Origin of the sequence: Wolbachia endosymbiont (group A) of Barypeithes pellucidus, from assembly GCF_964030885.1 — a bacterium.
Lineage (GTDB): Bacteria > Pseudomonadota > Alphaproteobacteria > Rickettsiales > Anaplasmataceae > Wolbachia.
The window spans coordinates 669,062-695,946 of record NZ_OZ034985.1; the positions used below are offsets into that span (position 1 = coordinate 669,062).

Here is a 26,885-nt window from a genome sequence, read left to right on the forward strand (position 1 = left end):
GGGTCCTTTCGGCCATACTAGCGGATTTAGTGGTGCTGACCCCAGGCCTTCTTTAGCGTCAGAGATATTTTAAATATTAACTTTTTAATTATTAAGGATTTAAACATAGTAATTATATGAATTTAGCAATCCACTACTATCCTATTCGAAATCTAGTTGAATATGAGCGTAATCTTCGTAAAAATGACGATGTGGTCAACAGAATGTGTGCTTCTATTCGAGAATTTGGCTTTCGTATTCCAATAGTTGCAAAAAGTGATGGTACTGTGGTTGATGGTCATTTAAGACTGAAAGCAGCAAGAAAACTTGGTATGGAGAGCATTCCCGTAGTTTTAAGTGATAATCTAAATGAACCACAAACTAAAGCTTTTCGACTACTTGCTAATCAATCAGCTAACTGGGCAAAGTGGGATGATGATCTTTTGAAGGTGGAAATTCAAGAATTAGAAGATTTGCAGTTTGACTTAAAAATGACAGGATTTGAATTGGAAAAGGTTCAAAACTTTCTTGATGATTTAGATAGAGAAGAAGAAGATTTTTCTGACTTGGTTGGTGATGAAAAAAGGGTAGAAATAACAAAACCAGGGGATTTATGGATTTTAGGTGATCATCGAATCTATTGTGGTGATAGCTCTGTAGTTGAATCATATAAAGCGCTGTTAGATGATAAAATGGCAGATATTACCGTATGTGATCCTCCATATAACGTTGATTATGGTAACAGTCAAGATAAAAAGATATTAAACGATAATCAAGGTGAAAAGTACGAACTTTTTCTCTATGATATTTGCACTCATATTTTAGCATATACGAAAGGTGCAATTTACATCTGCATATCATCATCAGAGTTTTCAACGTTGCAAAAAGTATTTGAGGAAGCAGGGGGAAAATGGTCAACATTTATCATTTGGGCAAAGAATCACTTTACGCTAGGAAGATCTGATTATCAAAGACAATACGAAGCAATGCTCTATGGGTGGAAAAGTGGCAATAAACGTGAGTGGCATGGTGGTAGAAATCAAAGTGACCTCTGGTTTTATGATAAGCCAACACACAATACACTACACCCAACAATGAAGCCAGTAGAGCTAATGGAGAGAGCAATAGTAAACAGCAGTAGACCAGGAGACATAGTACTTGATCCATTTAGCGGCTCTGGAAGTACACTGATTGCGTGTGAGAGAACAGGAAGAATCTGCAGAACAATAGAGCTAGATTCAAAATTTGTAGATGTAACGATAAAACGTTGGCAAGTGTACACAGGCCGGGAAGCAATTCTTTCTGGTACTGGCAAAACCTTTTCAGAGATTCAAGAAGAAAAACAGTAAGAAAAAAGTGGAAAAGATAACGCAAACAGAATGGGCAAGAGAACAAGGATTTTCAAAGCAATACGTCTGTTACTTAGTAAAGAAAGGAATAGTTGAGTTGGAGGATAGTTTGATCGACCGAGAACAAGCAAATGAAGCAGTAGCAGCAATAAGAGATCCAAGTCAGCCGCTGAGGAGGAAAAACAATTCAGAGAATGAAAGCACAAGTAATCTTTCCACGATGTTGCTGAAAACTAGAATAAAAAATGAAATGGAACGTGGTAAACTGCTTGAGGCCAAAGCTAAGGCTGAGATTGGTGAACTTGTAGCAGTAGAGGAAGTAAAGCGCGATGCATTTAATGTAGCAAGAGTTGTACGTAATAATTTGCTTAATATTCCAAATAGAGTTTCAGCACTGCTTGCATCACTGAGTGACACTGAAAAGATTCATAAGACGCTCACTGAAGAGATTACAAGCTCACTCCAAGAATTATCTAACACTAAATTTCAAATATAAAAAGATTTTGAATATAAAATGGCTGATAACCTAAGTTTGGAGTTAATAAAGTGCCTCATCAATCAACCTGGATTAGATGTTAATGTTAGAGGATTAAATGGAAAAACACCACTACATTGCGCTATAGAATTTGATGAATTAAGCATGGTAGATTTATTACTCACGAAAAAGAATATCAATCCTTTTGTAGAAGATAATGATGGCAGAACATCGATAGATGAAGTTAATGCAGTTAGATATTTGATCAGAAAAGGTATTAACGTTAATGTACGAAATGCTTTGCACCATACGCCATTACATCTAGCAGCAGGAATAGGACATGCAGAAGTTGTAAAGATTTTGATAAGAGAAGGAAACGCTGAAATAGATGTCTTTGATGCACGAAATCAGACACCAATGCACTATGCAGTTAATAACAAAAAGTTGGAGATAGTAAAGTTGCTGCTAAAGCTAGGAGCAGATGTAAATAGTGCACGCATGGGACAAAACTCAATGAAATTGTCACCTGTGCATATAGCTGTAAGTAATACTAATTACGATGAAAGAGATTTATGTCTTGATATTCTGAAATGCTTAATAAAGGAGCCTGATGCTCAAGTCAATTTGCAAGACTACGAAAATAGAACACCACTACATTACGCTGAAAGACTTAAAACAATAGAAGTTTTACTAACGCGAGAAGATATAGACCCTCTGGTAAAAGACGATAGCGGCAAGACACCATTTGATTACGCTAAACCTGAGATAAAGAAGGCTTTGATGAGTAATAAATACGGTTCTGAAAAGAATAGTCTACTACATTTAGCTGCACAAAAAGGAGAAATTGAGCTTGTAGAGTCTATCTTAAAAGAAGAAATTGATATTGATATTTTAAATAATAAAGGTCTGTCACCGATTTACCTTGCTGCAGAAAAAGGGCATTTACATGTAGTAAAGTTATTGCTGAAAAAAGGAGCAAATTATACACCTGTTTTACATTTAGCAATCAAATCAAACAATTTAGAGTTATTTAAAGTTTTGTTTACTGAAAAAAATGGGTCATTGCTCTGCAAAGATACCGTTGTTAATTTTCCAACCCTTCATAATAAATATACAGCACAGAGAGAAATAGCAGATAAAAGGACGAAAAAACATAATAATATTATCTGTATTACAGTTAGCGCAGTAGCAATGGCAGCATATATAGGTTTAACGGTAACAGCAATAAGCAGTGCAATCATTTTTGCAACAATAACAGGGGTATTTGCGCTTGTTATAGCAATAATGATAAGTGAGATGAGCAAAAGATATATAGAAAACGAATTTCAGAAAAAGATGTTTATGGAATTGGAAGAGTGTAGTTCTACTGTTAATGATGTTGAGATAGAACCAGTTATGAGTAGATGCAGGCAATGATATACGCAACATCTTTTTCTGAAGGTTTAAGACCAGACCCGCAACTTAAAGTATCAGAGTGGGCGAATGAGTATCGAGTTTTAGCAGCAACTGCAGCATCAGAACCAGGAAAATGGAGAACAGAGAGAACGCCATACCTTAAAGAAATCATGGATTCACTATCTCCGTCTTCAACTGCAGAGAAAATAGTATTCATGAAAGGAGCGCAGATTGGAGGAACAGAAGCTGGTAACAATTGGATAGGCTATATCATCGATCAAACACCAGGTCCAATGCTGGTAGTACAGCCAACAGTTGAAATGGGAAAACGTTGGTCAAAAGGAAGATTTGCGCCGTTAATAGAGAGTACACCATGTTTAAAAAGTAAAGTAAAAGACCCAAGGTCAAGAGATTCAGGAAATACTGTACAAAGTAAGGAATTTCCAGGTGGAATAGTAGTAATAACCGGAGCAAACAGTAGTGTGGGTCTCAGGTCCATGCCAGTAAAATACCTCTTTCTTGATGAAATAGATGCTTATCCAGGAGATTCAGGAGGTGAAGGAGATCCAGTACTGCTTAGTATTGCTCGAACTAATACATTTGCACGGCGAAAGATTTTTTTAGTGTCAACACCAACAATTCATGGAATAAGCAGAATTGAGAAAGAATTTGAAGCAACAGATAAGAGATATTTTTTTGTACCATGTCCGTATTGTAATTATTACCAAATATTAAAATGGTCACAAATAAAATGGGAAGATAAAAATCCAAATACAGCACACTATATATGTATAGAATGTGGTAAAAAGATAGAAAATCATCAAAAGACAGAGATGCTTGAGCGTGGAGAATGGAGACCTACCAATCCAATAAAAGGTGAGAAAAAAGGATTTCATCTTTCAAGTCTTTATAGTCCAGTTGGCTGGTATAGCTGGACTCAAGCAGTAGAGGATTTTCTCCATGCAAAAGAGAGTGAACAATTACTGAAGGTTTGGATAAATACTACGCTTGGAGAAACCTGGGTAGATAAAGGAGAAGTACCAGACTGGAAGCAATTATTTAACAGAAGAGAATTTTTTCAGATTGGCACAGTACCTAGGAGAGAAGTGGTACTTACTGCAGGAGTAGATGTACAAAAAGATCGCTTAGAAGTAGAAGTTGTAGCATGGGGAAGAAGCCGCGAAAGTTGGTCAATAGACTACCGAGTATTTGAAGGTGATACTGGAAGAATAGAAGTATGGGGAAAGCTTTCAGAATTACTTAATCATCATTTTATCGGTGAAAATGGGCTTGAATATATGATAAGTATGATGGCAGTTGATGCAGGTTATGCAACGCAGGAAGTATACAACTGGGTAAGAGGTCATCAGTGCTCTGGAAGAGTAATGGCAGTCAAAGGTATAAACAAAGCGTTAGTACCACTTAGCAGCCCAAGTAGAGTAGATATAACAGTTGGTGGTCAAAAGCTAAAGAGAGGAATAAAGCTATGGCCAGTAGGAGTATCGATATTAAAGTCAGAGCTTTTTCAACTACTTAATATTTTAAAAGAAGAAGAGAAAGTGCCAGCAGGATATTGTCATTTTCCCGAATATGCACCTGAATATTTTAAGCAGCTAACGGCAGAGCAATTAGTCAGCAAGGTAGTAAAAGGATATACCAAACAAGAGTGGCAAAAGGTAAGAGAAAGAAACGAAGTGCTGGATTGCCGGATTTACGCAAGAGCAGCATCGATAGCACTGGGAGTAGACAGATGGCCAGAGAGTAAATGGAATAGCTTAAGCGGAAAAATGGAAAGTAAAAAACCTAAAAAAGTGAGACAGAGTAAGTGGTTGGAAAATGTATAACGAAGAGTATTTGTCTCAAGTTGAACAAGCAATAAAGAAGCTACAAAGTGGAGAAAGAGTGGTATCAATTGCATATGGTGATCATGTTGTGAGATATGCTGAAGTTCAGATAAATGATTTACTAAACTTAAGACAACGTATTAAAGCTGAGCTAAAGATTGTTGGAATGAAACCGAAGAGAAAGATTGTTTTTTCAACGAGTAAGGGAATTGACAAAATTAATTAAAAATGTAATACTATATAGTAGAAATTTTATAACTATAGGAGTTACATGAATATTAAAGAATTACAAGAAGAACTAGTTGGAAAAATTGCGTTGATTCCTACGGAAAATGATAGAGCTAGTGTTAAAAGAGCACTAGAGATTGTCAATGAGGTAAAAGATCATATTAACGATATCATTGTTTTTGGTGATCAGCGGCTTACAGCTTTAGATTATGTGATTATTGCTGACAGCCAAGGTAGTAATCCAAAAATAAGTGAAAGGCCAAGAATAGGTAATAGAGCATTAAAAGAGCTAGAAGATGCTATTAGAAATATTGGAGGAAAAACATCAGAGGAGCTAGGGCTGGTACGAAACGTCCCCTATAGTCGAGAAGAATTTTTAAGTGCTTCAGAACGAGCATTACAAATTCTTGAAGAGGTACAGAGAGATTCAAATGGTCGAATAGTAAAAGAAACAATTCGTAATTTGGCTCATTCTGCCCTATTTGCAGGTTCGCTCTACCTAGTCTATACATCTGGAAATTATAATGATGAAGAGTTTTCAATGTCTAGGTATTTAACAGGTATATTTGGAATAGGAGTTTTTACTATGTTGCAAGTATCACAGATCATGAGTTGTTTAAGAGAGCTCACTCTTGGTCAACAGGAGAGACAACCTTTTATGAATTTAGAAAACGCCACTGTGCAACCTAATATAGAAGAAAGGAGTCTATCTTAAATTTAAGTGTACTTCTGGTAAAAATTAAATAGAGATGTGCTTGTATAGGAACTGCTTGAATAAATAACAGGTGTTGATAGCTTATTGACTGGATTTTCTAGCAGTTCACTGTAGTTACAAATAGTGCAACAATCTGTTGCGTAGTTAACAATCTAAATGTTACTCAAATCATTCAAACAACTATTTAGTAAGCCAAAATCAAAAAGCTCAGCCTGGGATGCAGCAGGTTCAGGAAGAAGATTTTTTCACTTTCAACCAGAGTTAGGAAGTATAAACAATTTGCTGTCTCAAAACCTTGAAACTTTACGTAGTAGATCACGTGATATGGTGAGAAAAAATCCATATGCAGCAAATATTATTGATACAATAGTAAGTAACTCTATTGGAACAGGAATAAAACCGCAATCAAAAGCAAGGGATGGAGAATTTCGAAAGAAGGTGCAAGAATTATGGCTAAAATGGACAGATGAAGCAGACAGTAACGGAGTAAGTGATTTTTATGGATTACAAGCTCTGGTATGTAGGAGCATGATAGAAGGTGGAGAGTGTTTTGTACGCCTCCGACATCGTAAACTCGAAGATGGATTTTCTGTACCATTGCAACTTCAAGTATTGGAATCAGAGCATTTGGACAATAAGAGCAATCAAACACTAGCCAATGGTAATGTAATAAGAAACGGAATTGAGTTCAATAGACTTGGGCAAAGAGAAGCATATTACCTATTTAAAGAACACCCTGGTGAAAGTACATTTGGAGAATCAGTGAGAGTACCAGCAAATGATGTTTTACATATCTATAGGCCACTAAGACCTGGGCAAATTAGAGGGGAGCCTTGGCTTTCGAACATACTGCTAAAGCTTTATGAACTTGATCAATACGATGATGCAGAATTAGTGAGAAAAAAGACAGCAGCGATGTTTGCAGGGTTTATTACGAGACTTGATCCAGAAGCAAATATTTTAGGAGAAGGTGAAAGTAATGAGCAAGGGGTAGCACTATCTGGCCTGGAACCTGGAACAATGCAGCTTTTAGACCCAGGAGAAGACATAAAATTTTCAGAGCCATCAGATGTTGGAGGAAGTTATGAAGCATTCATGAGACAGCAACTGAGGGCAATAGCAATTGGCACAGGGATAACATATGAGCAACTAACAGGAAGGTGTTAATTATTCATCCATTCGAGCAGGGCTGATAGAGTTTCGCAGAAGGTGCGCAATGTTACAGCATAACGTGATAGTGTTCCAGTTTTGTAGACCTATTTGGAATAGATGGCTAGAACTTGCCACTTTATCTGGAGAGCTTTCTACAACAAATAATCAAATATTTAAAGATGTAAAATGGATACCACAGGGATTTGATTGGGTGGATCCGCTAAAAGATCAGCAAGCACAGCAAATGGCGGTAAGAAATGGATTTAAGAGTCGATCGGAAGTATAGTATTTCCCAAAGTAAATGATAAAGGTATAATAAGGTATTTGGGTTATAATGGCGTATAGTGTGGATTTAAGAGAAAAGGCAATATCGATGATAGGAAAAGGGAAGAAGAAGGTTGAGGTGGCAGAGCTTCTGGAGATAGGAATAGCAACTTTGTACCGCTGGTTAAAAAAGAAAGCTGCTGGTGAAAGCCTCAAGCCATCTAAAAACGGCAGCTTTATTCGAAAAATAGACCCAAAAATACTCGAAGAATATGTTACAAAGAATCCAGATCATACTCTGGCAGAGATGAAACAAAATCTTGGATTTGGAATAAATTCAATTTGGTATAGACTAAAACAGCTAAAAATTACTTTAAAAAAAAGTCACACTATATCAAGAGCGCAATCAAGAAGATAGGCAGCAGTTTATTGATAAAATCTCAAAAATAGACCATTCCAGCATCTTATATATAGATGAAGCAGGAGTTGATAATAAATTATACCGAGAATATGGACGTGCTCCAAGAGGAAAGAAAATTTATGCAGATATTCCAGGGAGAACTCGAGAGAGAATCAGTATAGTAGCCGGGTGGATTGGAATGAGATTTATTGCACCAATGACTTTCAAAGGTGGGTGTGACAAAGAGGTATTCAATATATGGTTGGAGAAGATGTTATTACCTAAATTGCCACTTGGCACAACCATAGTTATGGATAATGCTACATTTCATAAGACCACTAAAACAAAATCATTAATAGAGTCTTTTGGCTGTCATGTGCTGTATCTTCCAACATATTCACCAGATTTGAATCCCATAGAACACTGTTGGCATACCATCAAAAGCCGCCTCAGACCTCTAATGTATAAATGTACAGACTTACAACTTTTGGTTGGTAATACCATAATGGAAATTTATCATTCATTTTAGAAAATACTATAGTATCAGAAATGGGTTACGATGTTGAAGAAATTGACCAAGAAATAGCAGAAGATCAAAAGCGTGCTAATTCTTTTGGACTTTGTTTCGATTCTGACGTTAACCATAAAAGGGAAGGAAGGTGATGTGGATAAATAAGCCAATAATGGTAGAGAGAAGAAGCTTTGAACTACTATCATTATATAACAGCAAACAACCTATCTTTAAGAACTCAAAGTATTTTCATATAAACCCAAAAGGAATAGCAATAATACGTATTTATGGAGTTTTGACTAAAAAAACAGAAGCTTTTGATCATATTTTAGACATGACTTCGTATGAAAATATTCATGAAGAGATAGAGAGCGCTTTAGAAGATAAAAGCATAGAGACGATTCTACTTGACATAGACAGTCCAGGAGGGGAAGTAAACGGTGTCTTTGACCTAGCTGATTTTATTTATGAATCAAGAACAAAAAAGAGAATTATTGCAATAGCAAATGATGATGCATATTCTGCTGCGTACGCTATAGCCTCTAGCGCTGAAAAGGTATTTGTGAGCAGAACTTCAGGGGTAGGAAGTATAGGAGTAATAGCAAGTCATATAGATCAAAGTGGGTTTGATGAAAAACAGGGAATAAAATATACGACAGTATTTGCAGGAAGTAGAAAAAATGATTTAAATCCACATGAGCCAATAACTTCTGAAAGTTTAGAAAACCTGAAAAGCGAAGTGAATCGTTTGTATGGAATGCTGATTGAGCTAATAGCACGCAATCGAAATCTTTCTATAGAAGCAATCAAATCAATGGAAGCAGGGCTACATTTTGGCGAGAAAGCAGTAGAAATAGGTCTTGCAGATGGAGTTACAACATTTTTTGAATTTATCAACAATCATAGGAGTATTAGTATGACAACTATTGAGGAAGGCTACGAGAACTGTCGTAGAGAAATCTTAGAGATAATAAGATTATGTAATATATCAAAGATGCCAGAAAAGGTAGGAGAATTTATTGAGCAAAGCGTAAGTGTTGAGCAAGCACGGGAAGTTTTAATGGAATTACTTGCAGAGAGAACGAAGAAGACAGAGATACTGAGTGCAATACCACAGAATTCAGGAGAAGAGTTGATGATGCAGGTGGCGAAAAGTCGTGCACAATCAGGCATTTAAAATATATAACAAAGGGAGAAAAGCAAAATGAGTACTATAACCGAACAAAATAATCTAGGTGACTTATTAAAGTATGAGGCATCAAGTCTATATTCAAGAGATCAAATAACGGTAGCAAAAGGGCAGAACCTAAAGCTTGGTACAGTAGTTGGTTATGATACTAAAGATGATTTAATTAAAGCTTTAAATCCAACTGCAACAGATGGTACACAAACAGCGATAGGAGTGGTAATAAGTGATGTAAACGCAAATAAAGGAGTAATTATTGCTCGTGGTGCAATACTAGCCGATCATGCAGTTGTATGGCCAGCAAATATCACTGAAGAGCAGAAAACTGCAGCAATAAAGCAACTTGAAGGACGAGGGATCATTGTCCGCAAGGGAGTGTAACTTAAATTAATAAGGGGGAAAAAGAATGCAAAATCCATTTACAAATACAGCATTTAGCATGACGGCACTAACAAATGCGATGAATATATTGCCGATAAATTATGGACGAGTTGAAAATTTAAATTTATTTCCAAGTAGGTCAGTAAGATTTAGACATATTACCATAGAAGAAAATAATGGAGTTTTAAGTCTACTACCAACGCAAGTCCCCGGAGCACCAGCAACAGTGGGAAAAAGAGGAAAAAGAAAGGTAAGAACGTTTACGATTCCACATATTCCGCATGATGATGTAGTATTACCAGAGGAAGTACAAGGAATAAGGGCATTTGGATCAGAAAGTGAACTTAAAGCGCTTGCAGATGTAATAACTGATCATTTGCAATCAATGAGAAACAAACACGCAATAACGTTGGAACATTTGCGGATGGGTGCGCTGAAGGGAATCATTCTTGATGCTGATGGGTCAGAGTTATTAAATCTGTATAACGAATTTGAAATTACACCTAAAGTAGTAAATTTTGCACTGGGAACAGCAACAACAGATGTAAAACGTAAGTGTCTGGAAGTATTGCGGCATATAGAAGATAACCTAAGTGGTGAATATATGACCGGGATTCATGCCTTGGTAAGCTCTGAGTTTTTTGATGCATTAACTTCACATACTAAAGTGAAAGAAGCATATGAGAGATGGCAAGAAGGAGCAGCGCTAAGAAATGATATGAGGTCAGGATTTACGTTCTGTGGAATAACATTTGAGGAATATAGAGGACAAGCAACTGATCCTGAAGGAACCGTGAGAAGATTTATAGAAAGAGATACAGGTCACTGTTTTCCACTAGGAACAGCGAGCACATTTACAACATATTTTGCACCAGCAGACTTTAATGAGACAGTAAATACCCTTGGACAGCCACTATATGCAAAACAAGAGCCAAGAAGATTTGATAGAGGAACAGATTTACATACACAGTCAAATCCTCTGCCAATGTGCCACCGCCCGGCCGTTTTGGTAAAAATTAGTTCTAGTTGATGAATATAGGGAGATTATTAGAAGATTGTTTTGAGCATTTAGGAGTGGAAGCCACATACTGTAATAAAAATAAGGAGGGTATTCGTAAAATAAAAGTGCTAATTAAACGTCCTGACACTACGTACTCTTTAGGTGCAGATGGAGCATTAACTCAGCAAATTGCTTCTATAGAAATACGTGATCAGGACGTTACTTCCTTTAGCATAGGCGATTATATCAAGATTGAAAAAAGGTTCTACAAGATTTTTGAACCACCGTTAAAAGATTCTTCGAGTGAAATATGGAAAATTGAGGCAATAGAAAGTGTTTGATATTAAAATTAGTAACAATATTAATGAAATAATCTCCAATATTGAAAGAAAAGAGCAGAAAATAAAACTGGCAGCTATAAAAGCGTTAAACAAAACGGCACTATGGTTAAAAGCGCAAGCAGCTAAGGAAATCAGTGAGGAAAAGAAGGTAAAATTAAGTTTGATAAGAAAGAGATTAAGAATTTTTAAGGCGAAAACTAGCAGATTAGACGTGTTGATTAGAGCAAATCTCTATGACATTAGAGCATCGACAATTGGCAAAATACAAAAAACAAGAAGAGGATCGAAAGTAGGAAAGCATGAGTTTATAGGAGGATTTGCAGCAGTTATGCCAAAAGGAAATAGCGGTATGTTTAAACGTGAAGGAAGGGCAGCATTGCCAATAAAGGAAGTTAAATTGTCACTGAAACCAGAGGCTTCAAGGATAATAGGGAATCTTGTTAATTATGAAGTTGAAAAGGTATTTGAAAAATATTTTATACATTACATGAGTTAAATTATATGCATGACAAAGTTCTGGAAAGATTTACATCAAGCAATTTGCAGCACACTGAAGGAAGAAATACCGGCTATACAGACATGTGAAATTTATCCAGCAATAAGAAAAGAATTATTAGCGCCAGCGTTATTTGTAGAGCTTGTGAGTTTAGAATCGGGAAAAGATCCTGGAACAGAGGAATTAGCGCTGAAAGCAAGATTTGAAGCACGAATTGTGATTGATAGCACAATAGAAAATGCCCCTATTATTGTCAGAACATTAGCTGCTGAGGTTGCAAAAGTTGTGAATAAAAGCACTTTTAGTATGAACATTTCACCAGGTGAATTTCTCTCTGCAGAACCTGATGGATTTAGGCCAGAGCTCGATGCATATTTAGTGTGGATGGTCGAATGGGTGCATACAATACACGTAGGTCGATCTATTTGGGAAGAAGGAAAAATTAAGCCACATACCATAAACGTAGGAAATATAAATGTTGGATCATAGTTTTGCGATTTCAGAGCTGAATAGGAAGCTAGCAAACGTTATTCGTATAGGAGTTGTAAAAGAAATAGATTATGAAAAAGCAAAAGTAAGAGTGAAAATAGGAGAATTTTTAACAGATTATTTACCGTGGATAACGAGTAAAGCAGGAAAAGATAGAGATTGGTCTCCGCCAGATATCGATGAACAGGTTATGGTATTTTCTCCTCTTGGTGAACTATCATTAGGAGTGGTGTTAGAAGGAATATATCAGGAAAAATACCATGCACCAGAGAATAAAAAAGAAATAAATAGTGTGAAGTTTCAAGATGGAACAAGATTGTTATATGATAAGGAAAAACATCATTTAGAGATTGAAGTAGTAGACAAAATAACACTGAAAGCTGGGGAATCGAGCATAGAAATGACAAAAAGTGGAATAAAATTGAAGGCAGATAAAATAAACCTTAATAAAATGAATAAATCGGTTGTACGAGTAGGAGACTATTGTGGAGAAGTAACACCGCATTTCTGCATTAGTGGGAGTAACAATGTTTTTGTAAACGGTAAGTCAATATGTAGACAAGGAGACAGTTTTAGTGAAGGAAAAGTAATGATTCAAGGATCAAAAACAGTGTTTGCAAATGGTCTTAGTGTAGGAAGAGTAGGAGATATAGTTTCATGTGGTTTTAAAGTAATAAAAGGCAGTGAAAGCGTTTTTGCAAAATAGAAATGAAGGGTATGGATGCTAAAACAGGAAAAGCGTTAGAAGGAATAGAGCACTTAAAGCAATCGATAATTGATATACTGACCACTCCAGTAAACATTAGAATAATGAGGAGAGATTATGGGTCTAGGCTATTTGAATTAGTGGATAAACCAATCAGTAGAGATTTAACTATGGAAATCTATGCAGCAACAGCAGAAGCACTGGGGAAATTTGAGAAGAGATTTAAGTTAGAAAAAGTAAAAATTACAGAAGTAAAAGAAGGAAAAGTGATTCTTGTACTTCAAGGTATTTATCTTCCAGAAGGCAAATTCATAGATATTAGAGGAATAGTTGTTTAGAAATGCAGACACCTAATATTATTGAAAAGCTGAGTTATGAAGAAATCTTTTCGAGAATGAAGGAAGAATTGGTCCGTAGAGATGAAACCTTTTCAGGATTAGTAGAATCGGATCCAGCAATGAAAGTTCTGGAGGTAGCAGCATGGCGAGAACTTTTGCTTAGAGAAAGAATAAATGAAGCTGTAAAGAGCAATTTACTAAAATTTGCAACGGGAGAAGATCTTGATAATTTAGCTGAATTTTATGGAGTAGAGAGAGAAAAAGAAGAAGAGGACGAACGATTTAGAAAGAGGGTAAAAGCAAAAATAAAAGGCTGGAGCACATGTGGGAGCAAGGAGTATTATAGGTATTATGCACTGTCAGCAGATAGTAGAGTAAAAGATGCACTAGTGGAATCACCTATACCAGGGAAAGTACAAATTTCAATCTTATCAACACAATTATCCACAACTGGCATAGTGTCAGAAGAGCTACTAGAAATTGTAAAAAAGCAGGTTACTAGAGATGATATAAGAGTTTTAACAGATACAGTAACAGTGATAGGTGCAATATTATGGAAATAGATATTCACAGCAGAATGAGTATAAGTCCTATAATATCAAAGGAGGAAATCAAGAAGCAGTTTATTGAGAGGTTTGAATTAGCAAAAAGATTAGGGTGGAGTGTGACAAGATCTTGGATAATAGCGAATTTATTTGTAGATGGTGTAGAAAATGTGGAATTAATCGAGCCAAAAGAGGACGTTGTAGTACTAGGAAATGAGTGCGCTGCATTAAGAAAGTTAAAGGTTGAGTAATGTTATTGCCACCAAATGCAACAAAGCAAGAGCAAGCACTGGTTGATGCAACAGATTATAAGGTTGATCCAAGATGTATCAGAGGGTTTAAGTTCAACCTGAAAGAAGAAACATTGCCGTGGATAATAGAAGAATATGGTTTAGAAGAGATACTGCGCTGGGTAAAAGATAAAAGAAGAGCGATAGTAGAAGGAGTAAAATTTCAAAGACTACGTGGAACACCTGCCTCACTCAAAATAGCACTAAAGTGGGCGAATATAGAAGATATTACAATTATCGAAGAACCACCTGGTAAACATTTTTTTGAACTGCAGATAGGGATAAGGGATGTTCCAAATAACTTTTTTGTAGATGCGGTTGTAGAGCTTGCAAAACTATCATTACCAGCAAGATCAAGGCTAATGAGGATTTTCAATGACCACTACAACATTGATAGGTTTATTTTAGATGAAAGCTTTTTTGGAAGCTTGTTATCGGATTATTCAGGTAGAAAAGTTGAAAAAGATGGGCCAGTGTTATCGTTTGGAAGAATAAATTTTTTCAGTTCTAGAGGTCCGTTAGTAGAGATTGTAGACAACTATTTAAGAGAGCATTATGAACAAGCATTTAGTAATGACATATATCGGTTGAATGTAGCAGTGCTTGGGGAAACAGAGCCTCACACAAAGGATTACAAAGGCATTTATGAAAGAAGTCATCAGTGGTATAACTTAAAAGCCCTGTATCCTCTAACTCAAAGCTTATTACCATCGATTAAATTTGCTAAAGCGCAGATAGTATTATCGGACAGTTGGAACTTAGGAGAAATAAATGAGTGCTTTCCAGTTAGTAGCGTGGAGGAAAGAGGGAATAAATTTGTATTGGGAAGTAGTAAACTATCTGAACAACTATGGAACTTAAAATACGAGCAAATTTTAGAAAGGTTTAGCGTCACTCATTTTTATCAAACAAAGAATTTCATTGACCAGAAAATAGTAGGATACGTTATAGCAGAACACAATGTTTACTATAAAAATGATTCAGAGCAAAAAGACTCAATACACGAATTAGAAAATTACATTTTAGTATTTTACCCGGGAGTACTGAAGTGGCACGAACATCGACATTTGCACAGAAGTTGGAAAGATAGTCGAATAATATCTCTAATAAGTTAAATACTTATATTTAGATACTCATATATTATATTAATAATAGGTAAAAATGTATGAAATAAAAAGAAAAAGACTTGCTTTCTCATGCTAAAAAGGACATGACTTGAATAGCAGCAGGTAAATATAAGAAATTTGTCTGGCGCTAGAAAAGCTAATTTTGTGAGGTATTCCAAGGTGCGCCAAGAAGTGCTTGGAGAACAGTTGGTGAAAATCCAACACAAACAAAGTCTAGCCAACAGTTTGGAACAGACCACTATGTTGCATGAGGTAACGAGTGTAATAGAGCTAGTGGGATGGACAATGCAGGGTACAACGAAAGTGAAGGGATTGAGTTCCGAAATACCTGAAGACATAGAGGTCGACATTTTCATGGCCATGGAAGACAGCATGAAGGATAACGTAAAGGCAAGTTATCACTCACTCTATCGGGATCTGAGACCGTGCCATGTATTGAAATGGACTTCAAGTGAACTTGGGAGATCCTATGCATTCCTACAAAGGTACGCTGGAACAAGTCAACAAAGGCAAGAACTAGCGGAAGATGCAGGGGAAGTCGGACTGATTGATAGTACTCAGAATGTGGGAAAGCCACGTACAAGGGGAAGCGATCAGCAATATAGTAACTGGAATAGGGATTGCTAGGCCAATACAACGGAGGTTGGAATAACATGCAAAATAAACTAAACCAGATAGCAGTAAGAGCAAAGCAAGATAAGCGACTAAAATTCACATCGTTAGTCCATCTGATAAATACAGAGAATCTTGCGAGATGTTATAAAGAACTGAAGCGTAACAAGGCTTGTGGAGTAGACCAGATAACAGTGGAATCATACGGAGAAAATCTGAATGAGAAACTCGAAGTGCTAGTAGAAAGTATGAAGAGGAAGCAATATCAACCACAACCAGTAAAGAGGGTATATATACCGAAAGCTGGAAGTAAAGAGAAACGCGGACTCGGAATACCATCGACCGAGGATAAATTAGTACAGATTATGCTGAAGAAGATATTAGAAAATATTTACGAGGCAAACTTTCTGGACAGCTCATATGGATTTCGACCTGGAAGAAACTGTCATCAAGCGGTAAATGCACTAGATAAAGCAGTTATGTACAAGCCAATAAACTACATTGTAGAAGTGGATATCAAGAAGTTCTACGATAATATACAGCATAAATGGCTAATGAGATGTCTAAGGGAACGAATAACTGACCCAAATTTGCTGTGGTTAGTAAAGCGGTTTCTCAAGGCAGGGATAGTCGAAGCTGGAAATTATGAAGCAACAAAACAAGGTACACCCCAAGGTGGTATAGTAAGTCCTGTATTAGCAAATATATACTTACATTATGTGTTGGATTTATGGATAGAAAAGAAATTTAAACCAAGATCCAGAGGATATATACAACTAATAAGGTTTTGCGACGATTTTGTGGTTTGTTGCGAAAGTAAGGTAGACGCGGAAGAATTTCTGGAATTACTGAAACAAAGGCTAAATAAATTTGGGTTGGAAGTATCTGAAAACAAGACCAGAGTAGTAAAGTTTGGCAAGAGGGAGTGGCAACAAGCGATAAGAGAGAAACGAAGGACGGAAAGTTTCAATTTTCTGGGGTTTACGCACTATGGTGCAAAAAGTCGTCGTGGTAGATTAATAATGGGACATAAAACCTCAAAGTTAAATCTAGCCAGAAAACTAAAAGAAATCAAGGAGTGGTTGAAAATAGTCCGCGGAAGTATTCGACTTAAAGATTGGTGGCAAGTACTGAAGGCTAAATTAACAGGACACTATAACTACTTTGGTATTAGCGGAAATTATTGGTGTTTGAAACAATTTTACACATCAGTAAGAAAGCTAGCATTTAAATGGATAAATCGGCGTAGTCAGAAAAAGAGTATGACCTGGGAACAGTTTGTACACTACGTAGAAGTAAATCCATTACCAAAGCCAAAAATACATTTTTCTTTATATGCATAAGAGGGACGACTGTGAAAACTAATATTGATGAGCCGTGTGCGGGAAATCTGCAAGCACGGTTCTTTAGGGGGAGTTGTAGTAATAAAACTCAAACGAGAGGAGTAAAGCTACAGCTTCTACCGAACGTAAAGCTGGGTAAAAAAGAGGAGTCACTATTAGAGAACTCGTTTAAAAATATTTATGAAAGAGACGAAAAAGGAAGAACAGCTCTACATTGTGCAGTAGAGGTAAAAACAGTGGAGTTGTTAGTCGAAAAAGGAGCGAATGTGAATGCAGCAGATGTGAAAGGATACACAGCACTGCACCTAGCGGTAACGGAGAAACGTCTAGAAATCGTGAGGGAATTGATAAAATCAGGAGCAGACGTAAATGCTGAGGAATATGGAAATAAATGCATACCTCTACACCTTGCGTGCATGGTAGGTGAAAAAGAAATAGTGGAGGAGCTGGTAAAAGCTGGAGGAGAAATAGAGCAAGCGGATAAATTTGGAATGACAGCGATGGATTATGCGAAAACCAGTAAAGAAGTAACTGAAGTATTGAAGAAAGAAATAGACAGAATTGAAAAGTTATTTATGAAAGGCTAAAAATATGGAGGAAGAAATAGAAAAGAAAGTAATGAATTTAGAGAGAAAACCTTTGGGTGAGCTGAGAAAAATATGGAAGAAGGTATATGGAGAAGAAGCGCCTAGATACTCAAAGAAATATCTGATACCGAGATTAGCTTATAGAATGCAGGAAAAAGCGTATGGAGAAATGTCAAGAAAGGGGACAAAAAGACTAGAGTATCTGGCAGATCGGCTAGAGAAGGGAAAAAGAATAAGTAGCGATAAACTGCCAGTAGAGGGAACAGAGCTAATATTAGAGAGAGGGGAAGAGACTCACGCAGTAATGGTAACAGATAAGGGTTTAATCTACAGAGAAGAATTTTTCACATCATTATCAGCAGTAGCCGGAAAAATAATGGGAATGAGTTACAATGGGCCGCTCCTATTTGGTTTGCGTGATCAAAAGGGAAGGGAAAATGTGTAAAGGGATAAGATGTGGAATATATACGAGAAAGTCAAATGAAGACGGTCTAGAGCAGAAGTTTAACAGTTTAGATGCGCAACGAGTAGCATGTGAGAAGTACATAAAGAGCAAAGAAGGCTGGGTAGCATTGGCCAAAAGGTACGACGATGGAGGTTTCTCAGGAAAGAATTTAGAAAGACCAGCAATAAAGGAATTATTTGAAGATGTAAAAAAAGGAGAAGTAGATTGTGTAGTAGTATATACGCTAGATAGATTATCAAGGGAAACAAAAGACAGCATCGAAGTAACATCATTTTTTAGAAGGCATAGAGTAAACTTTGTAGCAGTAACGCAGATATTTGATAATAATACGCCAATGGGAAAGTTTGTACAAACAGTGTTATCAGGAGCAGCACAGTTAGAAAGAGAGATGATAGTAGAGAGAGTAAAAAATAAAATAGCAACATCAAAAGAACAAGGTTTATGGATGGGTGGAACTGTGCCGTTTGGGTATGATGTAAAAGATAAAGAATTAATAATAAATGAAAAAGAAGCAAAGGTGGTAAGGTATATATTTGAGAGATATTTGAAGCTGAAGTCAATGGCAGAATTGGCAAGGGAGTTAAATAGAGAAGGTTATAGAACAAAATCAGATATCTTTAAAAAAGCAACGGTGAGAAGAATAATAACAAATCCAATATATGTGGGAAAGATAAGACATTATGACAAACAGTATGAGGGAAAGCATGAAGCAATAATAAAAGAGGAAAAATGGCAAAAAGCACAAGAATTGATAAAGAATCAGCCATATAGAAAGGCGAAATACGAGGAAGCGCTGCTAAAGGGAATAATTAAATGTAAGAGCTGTGATGTAAATATGACGCTGACATACTCAAAAAAAGAGAATAAGAGATATCGATATTACGTATGCAACAATCATTTAAGGGGAAAGAATTGTGAATCAGTAAATCGAACAATAGTTGCTGGAGAAGTGGAAAAAGAAGTGATGAGGAAGACAGAGAAGCTATATGAAAAATGGGAAGAAAAAGCGGAAGAGTGGAGAAATTTAAGTTTTGGAAAACAGAAAGAAGTAGTGAAAAAGTTAATAAAGGGAGTAATGGTTAAGGAAGATGGAATAGAAGTGAGTTCAGAGGATAAGATAGAATTTATACCAATAAAGAAGAAGGGAAAGAAATGTACAGTAATTGAGCCAGAAGGAAAAACAAATAATGCGCTACTGAAAGCAGTGGTAAGAGCCCACCTGTGGAAACGGCAACTAGAGGAAGGAAAATACGCAAATATAAAAGAGCTGAGCGTTAAAATTAATATAGGTACAAGACGTATACAGCAAATTTTAAGATTAAATTATTTAGCACCAAAAATTAAAGAAGATATAGTAAATGGGAGGCAGCCAAGAGATTTGAAATTAGTTGATTTTAGAGAAATACCGATGTTGTGGAGCGAGCAGATGGAGAAATTCTACGTACTGTCATCTTAATTTACAAAAGTAACAGGAGATGAAAAAGAGTATGTGCCAGAAAACCAATACTTCAAAAATTGAGGGAAATCAGTGCTAAAGGCTTAATTATATAATGAAAATAGTGATAATCTTAACTTATATACGAAATGACACCAGAGCTCCAAAATTATTGTGTAAGAGCCAAACATTCCTTCTCCCGCTTAGCCATGTTTTGATAGCGACGCTGTAACCTTTTATACGGCAAAATGGGTTGTATTAGCATACTGAGCTGTATAATACGCTAAGGCCAAGTATAAAGATCGAAAAAATAGATCAGCCTGTAGTTTTCTTTTAGCTCAACACAATCTTAAAAAGAATAAACATCAAGCTAGAGAAACCTCCATTCATTTCCACATTCCAGTTTTATTACCACTAATTTTCACTTCATCCACATCAGTACTAGGACTACCCCATCCCTCTTCTTTGGCTTTTTGTAGAGATTCCTCCAAAAGTCTACTTGAGTCATCTATATTCCTCATAAGCTGATCTCTTGGTGATAAAAGACTTTCATGAATTGGTTGCTTATATTGTGTTTTATTAAACATACTAGTAGCAAGGATACCTAATATTAATGTGTTATTTACTACAGTAGTGTTTATTTTCGGTACAGCAGTAACAGTAGTACTATTGTGTTCTCTAGAAGTAAGTAAAGCTGGAGATCCTGTAGACGATATTAGACCTTTAACCCAATTGACAATACTATTGTTTGTCCATGAGTTGCTTGATACTATATCGCGGCGATTACGATTTCTGTACTGATAAGATGAAAGAAGTTCAACAATTTGCGAATTGCCTCTACTTTTTGCAACATCTAATGGTGTTTGGCTACTATAATTTTTAGCATTAATATTAGCCTCTTTTTCTATAAAAAGTTTTATCAAATCTGAATTACCATAATAAGCAGCCAAGTGCAAAGGTGTGTGACCTTTTAAACTGTCCTTAGCATTGACATTAGCCCCTCTATCTAAGAGAAGCCTTACTACGTCTAATTTTCCTTTTTCAATAGCTGCTACAGTAGCTGCATGTAAAGGTGTGTCTTCCCGTGTCTTTATAACACCAAATATAATAACGTTGTTTTCTACTTTAGCATCAATGTAGGCACCTTTATCTAACAAAAACTTTACCATGTCTAAGTGACCTCCTGCAGCAGCCATATATAAAAGCTTGCCGCCATCTTTACCTACATAATCCACATTGGCACCTTTACTAATTATAAGCTCTAAAATGTCTAACCTGCCAACTTTAGCAGCCCAGTACAATGGTGACCAACCATTATTTTCTTCAGGATTTACACCAGCTCCTTTTTCTACAAGAAATTTAATGAGATTTTGTTGTTCTACACTTTCTACAATTGAAGCAAGTCGTAAAAGAGTGTAGTTATTATTATCTTTTATATTAACGTCTATACCTTTATCCAGGAAAAATTTTACCATATCTAAGCCTATTCTATAAGCATCTTTAACAGCTATATGAATAGGCATTCTACCATCTTCATCTTTAGCATTAATATCAGCACCTTTATCCACTAGAAATTTTACTATATCCAACTCACCTGCATCAGTAGCTAAGTGAAGAGGAGTTTTATCATCGGTACCTTTAGCATTAACATCAGTACCTTTGTTAATTAGGTATTTTGCTATATCTGAGTAATTCTCTCTACTACCGTATTGTTCACTATCATAACGTGACCGAAGAAATGTACTAGACCTAATATACTTAAGAGCAATATGTAAAGGCATAATGTTTTTATTGTTTACTATATTAATATCAGCACCGTTATCTATGAGGTATTTTACTATATCTACACTACCTCTGGTAGTAGCTACGTGTAGAGGGGTATCTCCACCTTTATCTTGAAGATTGACATTAGCACCATTACTTACTAGGCACTTCACCATATCTAAATTATTCTCTTTAATAGCATAGTGCAAGGGTGATAAATCATAATCAGCCTTCACATTAACATTAGCCTCTTTTCCTACAAGGTATTTCACTATATCTAAATTATTTTTTTCAATAGCATAATGTAGTGGTGTTTCACCATTCTTATTTTTGGCATTGATATCAGCACCTTTATCTACCAAAAATCTTGCTATATCTAATTTATCTTCCTTGATAACAAAGTGCAAAAGCGTATTATCATCCTCTCCTTTAACATTGACATCAGCACCTTTACCTATAAGAAATTCTGCTATATCAAATCCATTTTTGTTGAAAGCTAATCTTAAAAGCGCATTACCATACCTTCCTTTAATATTAACATCGGCACCTTTATCTATCAGGAAATTTGCTAAATTTAATTTCTCTTTTTCAATAGCTGTATACAAAGGTGTCTCACCATAATAACCTTCAGCATTAATATTAGCCCCTCTATCCAAGAGAAGTTCTGCTACATCTAATCTTCCTTTGTCAATAGCTGAATGTAAAGGTGTGCCACCATACCTTTCATAAATGTTTACATTAGCACCTTTGTCCAGAAGAAGCTTTACCATATCTAACTCTCCCCATTTAGTAGCTAAATGCAATGGTGTTCCTAGATATCTTCCCTCGATATTGGGATCAGCTCCTCTATTTAGAAGAAGCTCTACTACATCTAGTCTATCTTCTTGAATGGCTAGGTACAGAGGTGTACTTTCATCTTCTCCTTTAACATCAGCACCATTACCTATAAGGTATTCTACTATGCCTATCCAACCTTCCTTAGCAGATAAATGCAAAGGCGTATTTTCATCTTCTCCTTTAACATTAACATCAGCCCCTTTTTCTACAAAATATTTTACTGCATTTAAATTACCTTGCTCAGCAGCTAAGTGTAAAGATGTATTGCTATAATCCTCTGTAACTTGCTGTTCTTCCGTAGTCTGTGGCGCTTCTGTTGTAACTTGCTGTTTCTCTGTAGTTTGCGAAATTTCTGTTGTAACTTGCTGTCTTCCCGTAGTCTGTTGTCTCTCTGTGACCTGAGGTACTTCTGTAGCTCGTTGTCCATCTGTAGCCTGCTGCCTCTCTGTAACCTGTGGTACTTCTGTAACCTGCTGTCCTTCCGTAGTATGTTGCCCTTCTGTAGTGTGTGGTACTTCTGTTGCAACTTGTTGTCTCTCTGTGATTCGTGGCACTTTCCCCTTGAGGTATTCAACTATATCTGAATGACCTTTCTGAGTAGCCCTTTGCAGAGGAGTTTTGCCACCACCATCAGTAGCTTTTGGGTTAGCACCCTTCTCTATAAGGTATTTTACTATATCTAAATGACCTTTCCGAGCAGCCAAGTGAAGCGCAGTGCTATAACTCCATCCACCTTGATAAACATCAACATCAGCACCTTTTTCTATAAGATATTTTACTATATCTAAGTGACCTTTTGCAGCAGCTAAATGCAAAGGTGCTCGACCAAATTTATTTTCTTGAGCATCAATATCAGCTCCTTTATCCAATAAAAACTTTGCTATATCTAAAAGACCTCTCTTAGCAGCTATATGTAAAGGTGTTTTACCATGATTATCTTTAGTACTTATATCTGCTCCTTCATTAATGTACTCTTTAACCTTGTTAAGATTAGATTGTTTTACAGAGTTAATTAGCTCTAAGTTAAGCTGTTCTAGAGACATCGCTGTTTGGCTACCTCGAGTAATAGCCCCTTGTGACGTTCTGTTGTAAATAAGTTGGTCTTCATAACCATCAAAATAGTCTACAGCCTCACCTACTATTTCCCGAGCTTTCTCTCTATTCTTCTTCGTATTCCACTTATTCCGCACATGCTGTTTATTTGAACCTTTCCTACCTTTCTTGCTTCGCTTTGAACGACTAAGTTTTACTGTATCATCTATTAGCCTACTTACCTCTGCATCACTAACTTTATCGCTAAGATTTTTTTGCTTTAAAACACTAGACTGTAGTAGCTGGATAACTCTATTAATTGTACTATTACTTGATTGTTGTTGATCCATGTGCATTTCACCCCCTTAATTATAACTAAAAATTACCCTCACCATCAAACAAAATGATCGTAAACACTTTATGTAAATACTAAACACAGCTTACTTGTAACACAGACATTTTTAGTGTCAATAGTTTCTTTAATAAATTTTATGCAGATTAGAAATTGAGTAGAGAAAAAGTAAGCATAAACCCATAACTGAAAAAGAAATCAGCTTGAAGATTTACAATAATTTACAGCTACTGTCTTTGCAATTTTATCATGAAAAAACTGTTTACGTTGATCAGATATTGCACACATGAAAATTAGTATTACGGTCATAAGGATTAAGTCTGGTAAAGGATCAAACCACCATTCAGAAGCAAACGTAACAGAAAATCTTTTCATAATGAATATGGATGAGCAAATCACTTTAAACGAAACACACCGGATTATTGCTTGTGTTAGAGTGACATTTTCAATTGTATCTGCATCTTTTATACGAATACGGCACAACAATTGTCCTGGAGTACCACCAAATCTTTTTACCATTAATACTTCTAAAAGAATTGATAGCAAAATACGTAAACACATGATCAATAGTTTAAAGGGTAAAAAAGTCATTTCTGCAAGAAAAAAAACAAAGACTAAAAGAGTCCCCTTAATAATGAAATGATCAATAATATATGCTACAGCGCGTCTAGTTATTCCCACATATACACAGTTTAATCTTGGGTAGCATTCTTCAGATCTATAATCCATTACTACTGTTTTTGCAATTTTATCGTAGAAAAGCTGTTTACGTTGATCAAATATTATAGGTATAAGCATTAGGATCAATACTGGTGAAATTAAAAACCACTCATAAGTATCGAGAAATACAAACAAAAACGTCTTGAAAGTGCTTCTTATTACTACTTGCATAAAAGCAATGTTTTTCAGTGTGTTTGCATCCTTTATGTATATACCAAATAGCAATTTTCCTGGAGTCCAACCAAGTCTTATTATCATTAATACTTCTAATGCTATATATACTAAACTTGCTAGTAATGTACCTGAGTCTTCTAATATTTCATATCGTTTTGATATGAGTTCTGTATCAATGTCAGTATCAGGAAAGACATAATTAAAAAAGTTAGTAAGAGATTCTTCTGGTAATATAAATGAAATTAATAAAAAAAAGAATGAACAGCAGACTAAAAATATTGTTTGGTCAACTAAATACGCTGCAATACGTTTAGTAACTTTTGCATAGTTCATTCTAACACCCATTTGTGTGTACCCAACACCATTATCTAATGTTATTATGTTAGTGCTTAAATAATAGTAAAATTGCTGCTGGTTGAGAGCATGAGAAATATTTACATTAATGTAGAAAACATGGGTTCCTTTAGCATCACAAAAAATTTAATCATTTACTTTTCCCAAAATCGCAAAAAAGTACCTACCTTTGTGAGAACAAGCCGCATAAAAATAGGGTTGTGAAAATAAAGGTGTGAAATTTTTACAACAAAACTAAACAAATTAGTTCGTATGTAGATGTGGATGAAGTGGGCTAATATGGCTGATTTTAGAGTATAGTAAAGTTGCTATATAAAAAAGTTCGCACAGAACAGGCGGTAGATCAACGCATCCCAAAACAAACTCTTCTCTCATTAGCTGATTTTGAGTGCTAGAAATAGTTATTTTGCTTGAGATCTTAATAATATATTTTGTTAAATTAATATTGATTTATTTGCGGAAGAATAATTAAGACAAGCTCATGACGAAACAAAATTTAAAATAAACAAGAGGTCATGTATTGAGCCTGCTAAAAGCCTTTTGCCTCAAACTACTTTGGGTTAGAAAATTTTTCTTAAATAGTGATTGACAGGTTATAAAGGTGTAGTATGATGTTGAAACTGATATAGGGTTTATAAATTATTATAGCTCTGTATGTTTTTTATGGAGGTGAGAATTATGGACTTAGATGACCTAACCAAGTTAGCCTTTTCTATTATTAAGGATGACGATCCTTATAAAGAATCTAAACAACTTCAAATAAAAAATTGGGGGCGGGGATATTTGGAGACTATCAATACCGGGAATCTTCCCTTTTTTCTTGATATATTATCAAATGAAGAATGTTGGGAAAAAACCGATACAATACATGGTATCAAACTCAATAGAAGAGTAGTGGCTAAAAAGATGATAGAACCAAAAAGTTGTAATGGTATAAGTAATCCACTAGAGGACTTTTATCTTTACCAAATCGCGTGTTGGTGTTGCTTAGAAGAGGATATAATTTCTCTATTTGAACATTTTAAACAGAAGCATAAAGTAAAAGATGGTGACCCAGACGCATTAAAAAAGCTAGCAAAAAGAATAAGTGGAAGTTGGTGTACAGATGCAATGATGCAATTTTGGTCACATTTCATTAGTGGATACATTTCAGAGCTAGATCTGAAAGACCAGCATCCTTATGTCTTTGGTTTACACCGTGCAGCAATAAGTTCGAGGAGAAGACGTGTAGAAGCGGTAGAGTTCTTTTGGGATAAGGTTAATTCATTACCTGAAAGTGAGTTAAGTGCTCAGGAAAAGGATGAAGTTTTCATGAGAATTGCAGTGCATGCAGCAGGTGATAGTGGCTATCCTGATGTGTTTGAATTTTGTTTAAGTCAGATAAGTCATAATAAATATCCAGAGCTTTTGAAAAGAGATTTAAAGAAAAATACTGAATATGCCTCTTTATACAGAATGCTAGAAATATCTAATTTTGATCAATTTCAGAAGTTATTTGATTTTTTGAAGCCATGCAATGTTCCAGAAGATGATTACTATCTCTGGTTAAAATTAATGGTAAAGGAATGTCCAGAGTATTATTTAAGTACAGCTATGGGAATTTTTATACATGTATGGACAAGAGAGGGTTTTGTTGATCATCGTACTTTGACATTGAATAAAGAAATGATGAATAACTCTGTTTTTCAAGGGAGATTTTTGGTGCCTTTGGTCGAAGGAGGTTTTATGAAGCCAGTATGGGGAATGCTAGATAAGGCTAATCCTAGACAAATCGAAGAGTTCATGTCTTCTGAAAAAGCAAATTATATACGTTCTGTATTAGAGCGAGGAGATCATGTTTCATTAAATAAGTTTTTAGCGTATGGTAAGTCTGCTGATAAAGAACTCGATCAAAAAAACATACCTGGTCCAAGTGGTGATTTAGCTGAGGTAGAGCTTAGTAAACAATCTTATGTGGGGTTAGGTGATCATTAAAAATATTATATGTCTAGAAGGAGG

At 35.7% G+C, this 26,885-nt stretch carries 25 protein-coding genes and 2 pseudogenes; 25 read left to right on the forward strand and 2 right to left on the reverse strand.

What is annotated here, in order from left to right:
* Positions 1-116 precede the first annotated feature (116 nt).
* The 24 genes and pseudogenes from ACQH1X_RS03515 to ACQH1X_RS03630 all read left to right on the forward strand — a co-directional run bounded on the left by ACQH1X_RS03515 (position 117) and on the right by ACQH1X_RS03630 (position 19,675).
* Positions 117-1,328 (forward strand): DNA modification methylase, encoded by a 1,212-nt coding sequence (locus tag ACQH1X_RS03515; protein WP_425386554.1) that lies wholly within the window; start codon positions 117-119, stop codon positions 1,326-1,328.
* Between the two features lie 7 nt (positions 1,329-1,335).
* A complete protein-coding gene (locus ACQH1X_RS03520) occupies positions 1,336-1,824 on the forward strand; it encodes a hypothetical protein (protein WP_425386555.1) in 489 nt (162 codons plus the stop codon).
* Between the two features lie 18 nt (positions 1,825-1,842).
* On the forward strand, positions 1,843-3,219 hold the full coding sequence (locus ACQH1X_RS03525) for an ankyrin repeat domain-containing protein (RefSeq protein ID WP_425386556.1): 1,377 nt from the start codon (positions 1,843-1,845) through the stop codon (positions 3,217-3,219).
* Entirely contained in the window at positions 3,216-5,042 is a 1,827-nt protein-coding gene (locus tag ACQH1X_RS03530) for a phage terminase large subunit family protein (RefSeq protein ID WP_425386557.1), read from the forward strand. Before ACQH1X_RS03525 ends, ACQH1X_RS03530 begins: the two co-directional genes overlap by 4 nt.
* Complete coding sequence (locus ACQH1X_RS03535; protein WP_425386558.1) at positions 5,035-5,268, forward strand: hypothetical protein; 234 nt, start codon at positions 5,035-5,037, stop codon at positions 5,266-5,268. Before ACQH1X_RS03530 ends, ACQH1X_RS03535 begins: the two co-directional genes overlap by 8 nt.
* Before the next feature lie 45 nt (positions 5,269-5,313).
* Positions 5,314-5,985 carry a hypothetical protein gene (locus ACQH1X_RS03540; protein WP_226079802.1) on the forward strand — a complete coding sequence of 224 codons (672 nt, stop codon included), beginning with the start codon at positions 5,314-5,316 and terminating at the stop codon, positions 5,983-5,985.
* Positions 5,986-6,141: 156 nt separating this feature from the next.
* Positions 6,142-7,420, forward strand: a pseudogene (locus tag ACQH1X_RS03545) (phage portal protein); the annotation flags it as partial.
* 51 nt (positions 7,421-7,471) lie between these two features.
* On the forward strand, positions 7,472-7,819 hold the full coding sequence (locus tag ACQH1X_RS03550; RefSeq protein ID WP_425385784.1) for an IS630 transposase-related protein: 348 nt from the start codon (positions 7,472-7,474) through the stop codon (positions 7,817-7,819).
* A 28-nt stretch (positions 7,820-7,847) separates the two neighbouring features.
* Positions 7,848-8,330: an IS630 family transposase gene (locus ACQH1X_RS03555; RefSeq protein WP_252154099.1), complete on the forward strand. Its 483-nt coding sequence runs from the start codon at positions 7,848-7,850 to the stop codon at positions 8,328-8,330.
* A 133-nt stretch (positions 8,331-8,463) separates the two neighbouring features.
* Positions 8,464-9,489 carry a S49 family peptidase gene (locus tag ACQH1X_RS03560; RefSeq protein WP_425386559.1) on the forward strand — a complete coding sequence of 342 codons (1,026 nt, stop codon included), beginning with the start codon at positions 8,464-8,466 and terminating at the stop codon, positions 9,487-9,489.
* Between the two features lie 27 nt (positions 9,490-9,516).
* On the forward strand, positions 9,517-9,879 hold the full coding sequence (locus tag ACQH1X_RS03565; RefSeq protein ID WP_425386560.1) for a head decoration protein: 363 nt from the start codon (positions 9,517-9,519) through the stop codon (positions 9,877-9,879).
* Between the two features lie 25 nt (positions 9,880-9,904).
* Positions 9,905-10,909, forward strand: a complete 1,005-nt coding sequence (locus ACQH1X_RS03570; protein WP_425386561.1) for a major capsid protein — start codon at positions 9,905-9,907, stop codon at positions 10,907-10,909.
* Positions 10,909-11,220: a head-tail joining protein gene (locus tag ACQH1X_RS03575; RefSeq protein ID WP_425386562.1), complete on the forward strand. Its 312-nt coding sequence runs from the start codon at positions 10,909-10,911 to the stop codon at positions 11,218-11,220. The genes ACQH1X_RS03570 and ACQH1X_RS03575 overlap by 1 nt, the downstream gene beginning before the upstream one ends.
* On the forward strand, positions 11,213-11,716 hold the full coding sequence (locus tag ACQH1X_RS03580) for a phage tail protein (RefSeq protein ID WP_425386563.1): 504 nt from the start codon (positions 11,213-11,215) through the stop codon (positions 11,714-11,716). The genes ACQH1X_RS03575 and ACQH1X_RS03580 overlap by 8 nt, the downstream gene beginning before the upstream one ends.
* A gap of 9 nt (positions 11,717-11,725) precedes the next feature.
* Entirely contained in the window at positions 11,726-12,205 is a 480-nt protein-coding gene (locus ACQH1X_RS03585; protein ID WP_425386564.1) for a hypothetical protein, read from the forward strand.
* On the forward strand, positions 12,192-12,911 hold the full coding sequence (locus ACQH1X_RS03590) for a phage baseplate assembly protein V (RefSeq protein ID WP_425386565.1): 720 nt from the start codon (positions 12,192-12,194) through the stop codon (positions 12,909-12,911). The genes ACQH1X_RS03585 and ACQH1X_RS03590 overlap by 14 nt, the downstream gene beginning before the upstream one ends.
* Positions 12,912-12,913: 2 nt before the next feature.
* On the forward strand, positions 12,914-13,249 hold the full coding sequence (locus tag ACQH1X_RS03595) for a GPW/gp25 family protein (protein WP_425386566.1): 336 nt from the start codon (positions 12,914-12,916) through the stop codon (positions 13,247-13,249).
* Positions 13,250-13,251: 2 nt separating this feature from the next.
* Positions 13,252-14,045: pseudogene (locus ACQH1X_RS03600) on the forward strand (baseplate assembly protein).
* On the forward strand, positions 14,045-15,199 hold the full coding sequence (locus tag ACQH1X_RS03605; protein WP_425386567.1) for a phage tail protein: 1,155 nt from the start codon (positions 14,045-14,047) through the stop codon (positions 15,197-15,199). Before ACQH1X_RS03600 ends, ACQH1X_RS03605 begins: the two are co-directional and overlap by 1 nt.
* A 252-nt stretch (positions 15,200-15,451) precedes the next feature.
* The gene (locus tag ACQH1X_RS03610) at positions 15,452-15,838 is read left to right on the forward strand and encodes a hypothetical protein (protein WP_246433168.1); all 387 of its coding nucleotides are present in this window, start codon (positions 15,452-15,454) and stop codon (positions 15,836-15,838) included.
* A gap of 26 nt (positions 15,839-15,864) precedes the next feature.
* Positions 15,865-17,166: a group II intron reverse transcriptase/maturase gene (gene ltrA / locus ACQH1X_RS03615; protein ID WP_425385808.1), complete on the forward strand. Its 1,302-nt coding sequence runs from the start codon at positions 15,865-15,867 to the stop codon at positions 17,164-17,166.
* Between the two features lie 131 nt (positions 17,167-17,297).
* Entirely contained in the window at positions 17,298-17,753 is a 456-nt protein-coding gene (locus ACQH1X_RS03620) for an ankyrin repeat domain-containing protein (protein ID WP_425386660.1), read from the forward strand.
* 4 nt (positions 17,754-17,757) lie between these two features.
* A complete protein-coding gene (locus ACQH1X_RS03625) occupies positions 17,758-18,198 on the forward strand; it encodes a DUF2924 domain-containing protein (RefSeq protein ID WP_425386568.1) in 441 nt (146 codons plus the stop codon).
* Positions 18,191-19,675: a recombinase family protein gene (locus ACQH1X_RS03630; protein WP_425386569.1), complete on the forward strand. Its 1,485-nt coding sequence runs from the start codon at positions 18,191-18,193 to the stop codon at positions 19,673-19,675. Before ACQH1X_RS03625 ends, ACQH1X_RS03630 begins: the two co-directional genes overlap by 8 nt.
* A 365-nt stretch (positions 19,676-20,040) precedes the next feature.
* Here the strand turns inward: ACQH1X_RS03630 and ACQH1X_RS03635 are convergent, their stop codons facing one another.
* Both ACQH1X_RS03635 and ACQH1X_RS03640 read right to left on the reverse strand, forming a co-directional pair.
* A complete protein-coding gene (locus tag ACQH1X_RS03635; protein ID WP_425386570.1) occupies positions 20,041-23,637 on the reverse strand; it encodes an ankyrin repeat domain-containing protein in 3,597 nt (1,198 codons plus the stop codon).
* A gap of 200 nt (positions 23,638-23,837) precedes the next feature.
* Positions 23,838-24,866, reverse strand: a complete 1,029-nt coding sequence (locus ACQH1X_RS03640; protein ID WP_425386571.1) for an RDD family protein — start codon at positions 24,864-24,866, stop codon at positions 23,838-23,840.
* Between the two features lie 699 nt (positions 24,867-25,565).
* On the opposite strand from ACQH1X_RS03640, the gene ACQH1X_RS03645 reads away from it, so the two are divergent.
* A complete protein-coding gene (locus ACQH1X_RS03645; RefSeq protein WP_425386572.1) occupies positions 25,566-26,861 on the forward strand; it encodes a hypothetical protein in 1,296 nt (431 codons plus the stop codon).
* Positions 26,862-26,885 lie beyond the last annotated feature (24 nt).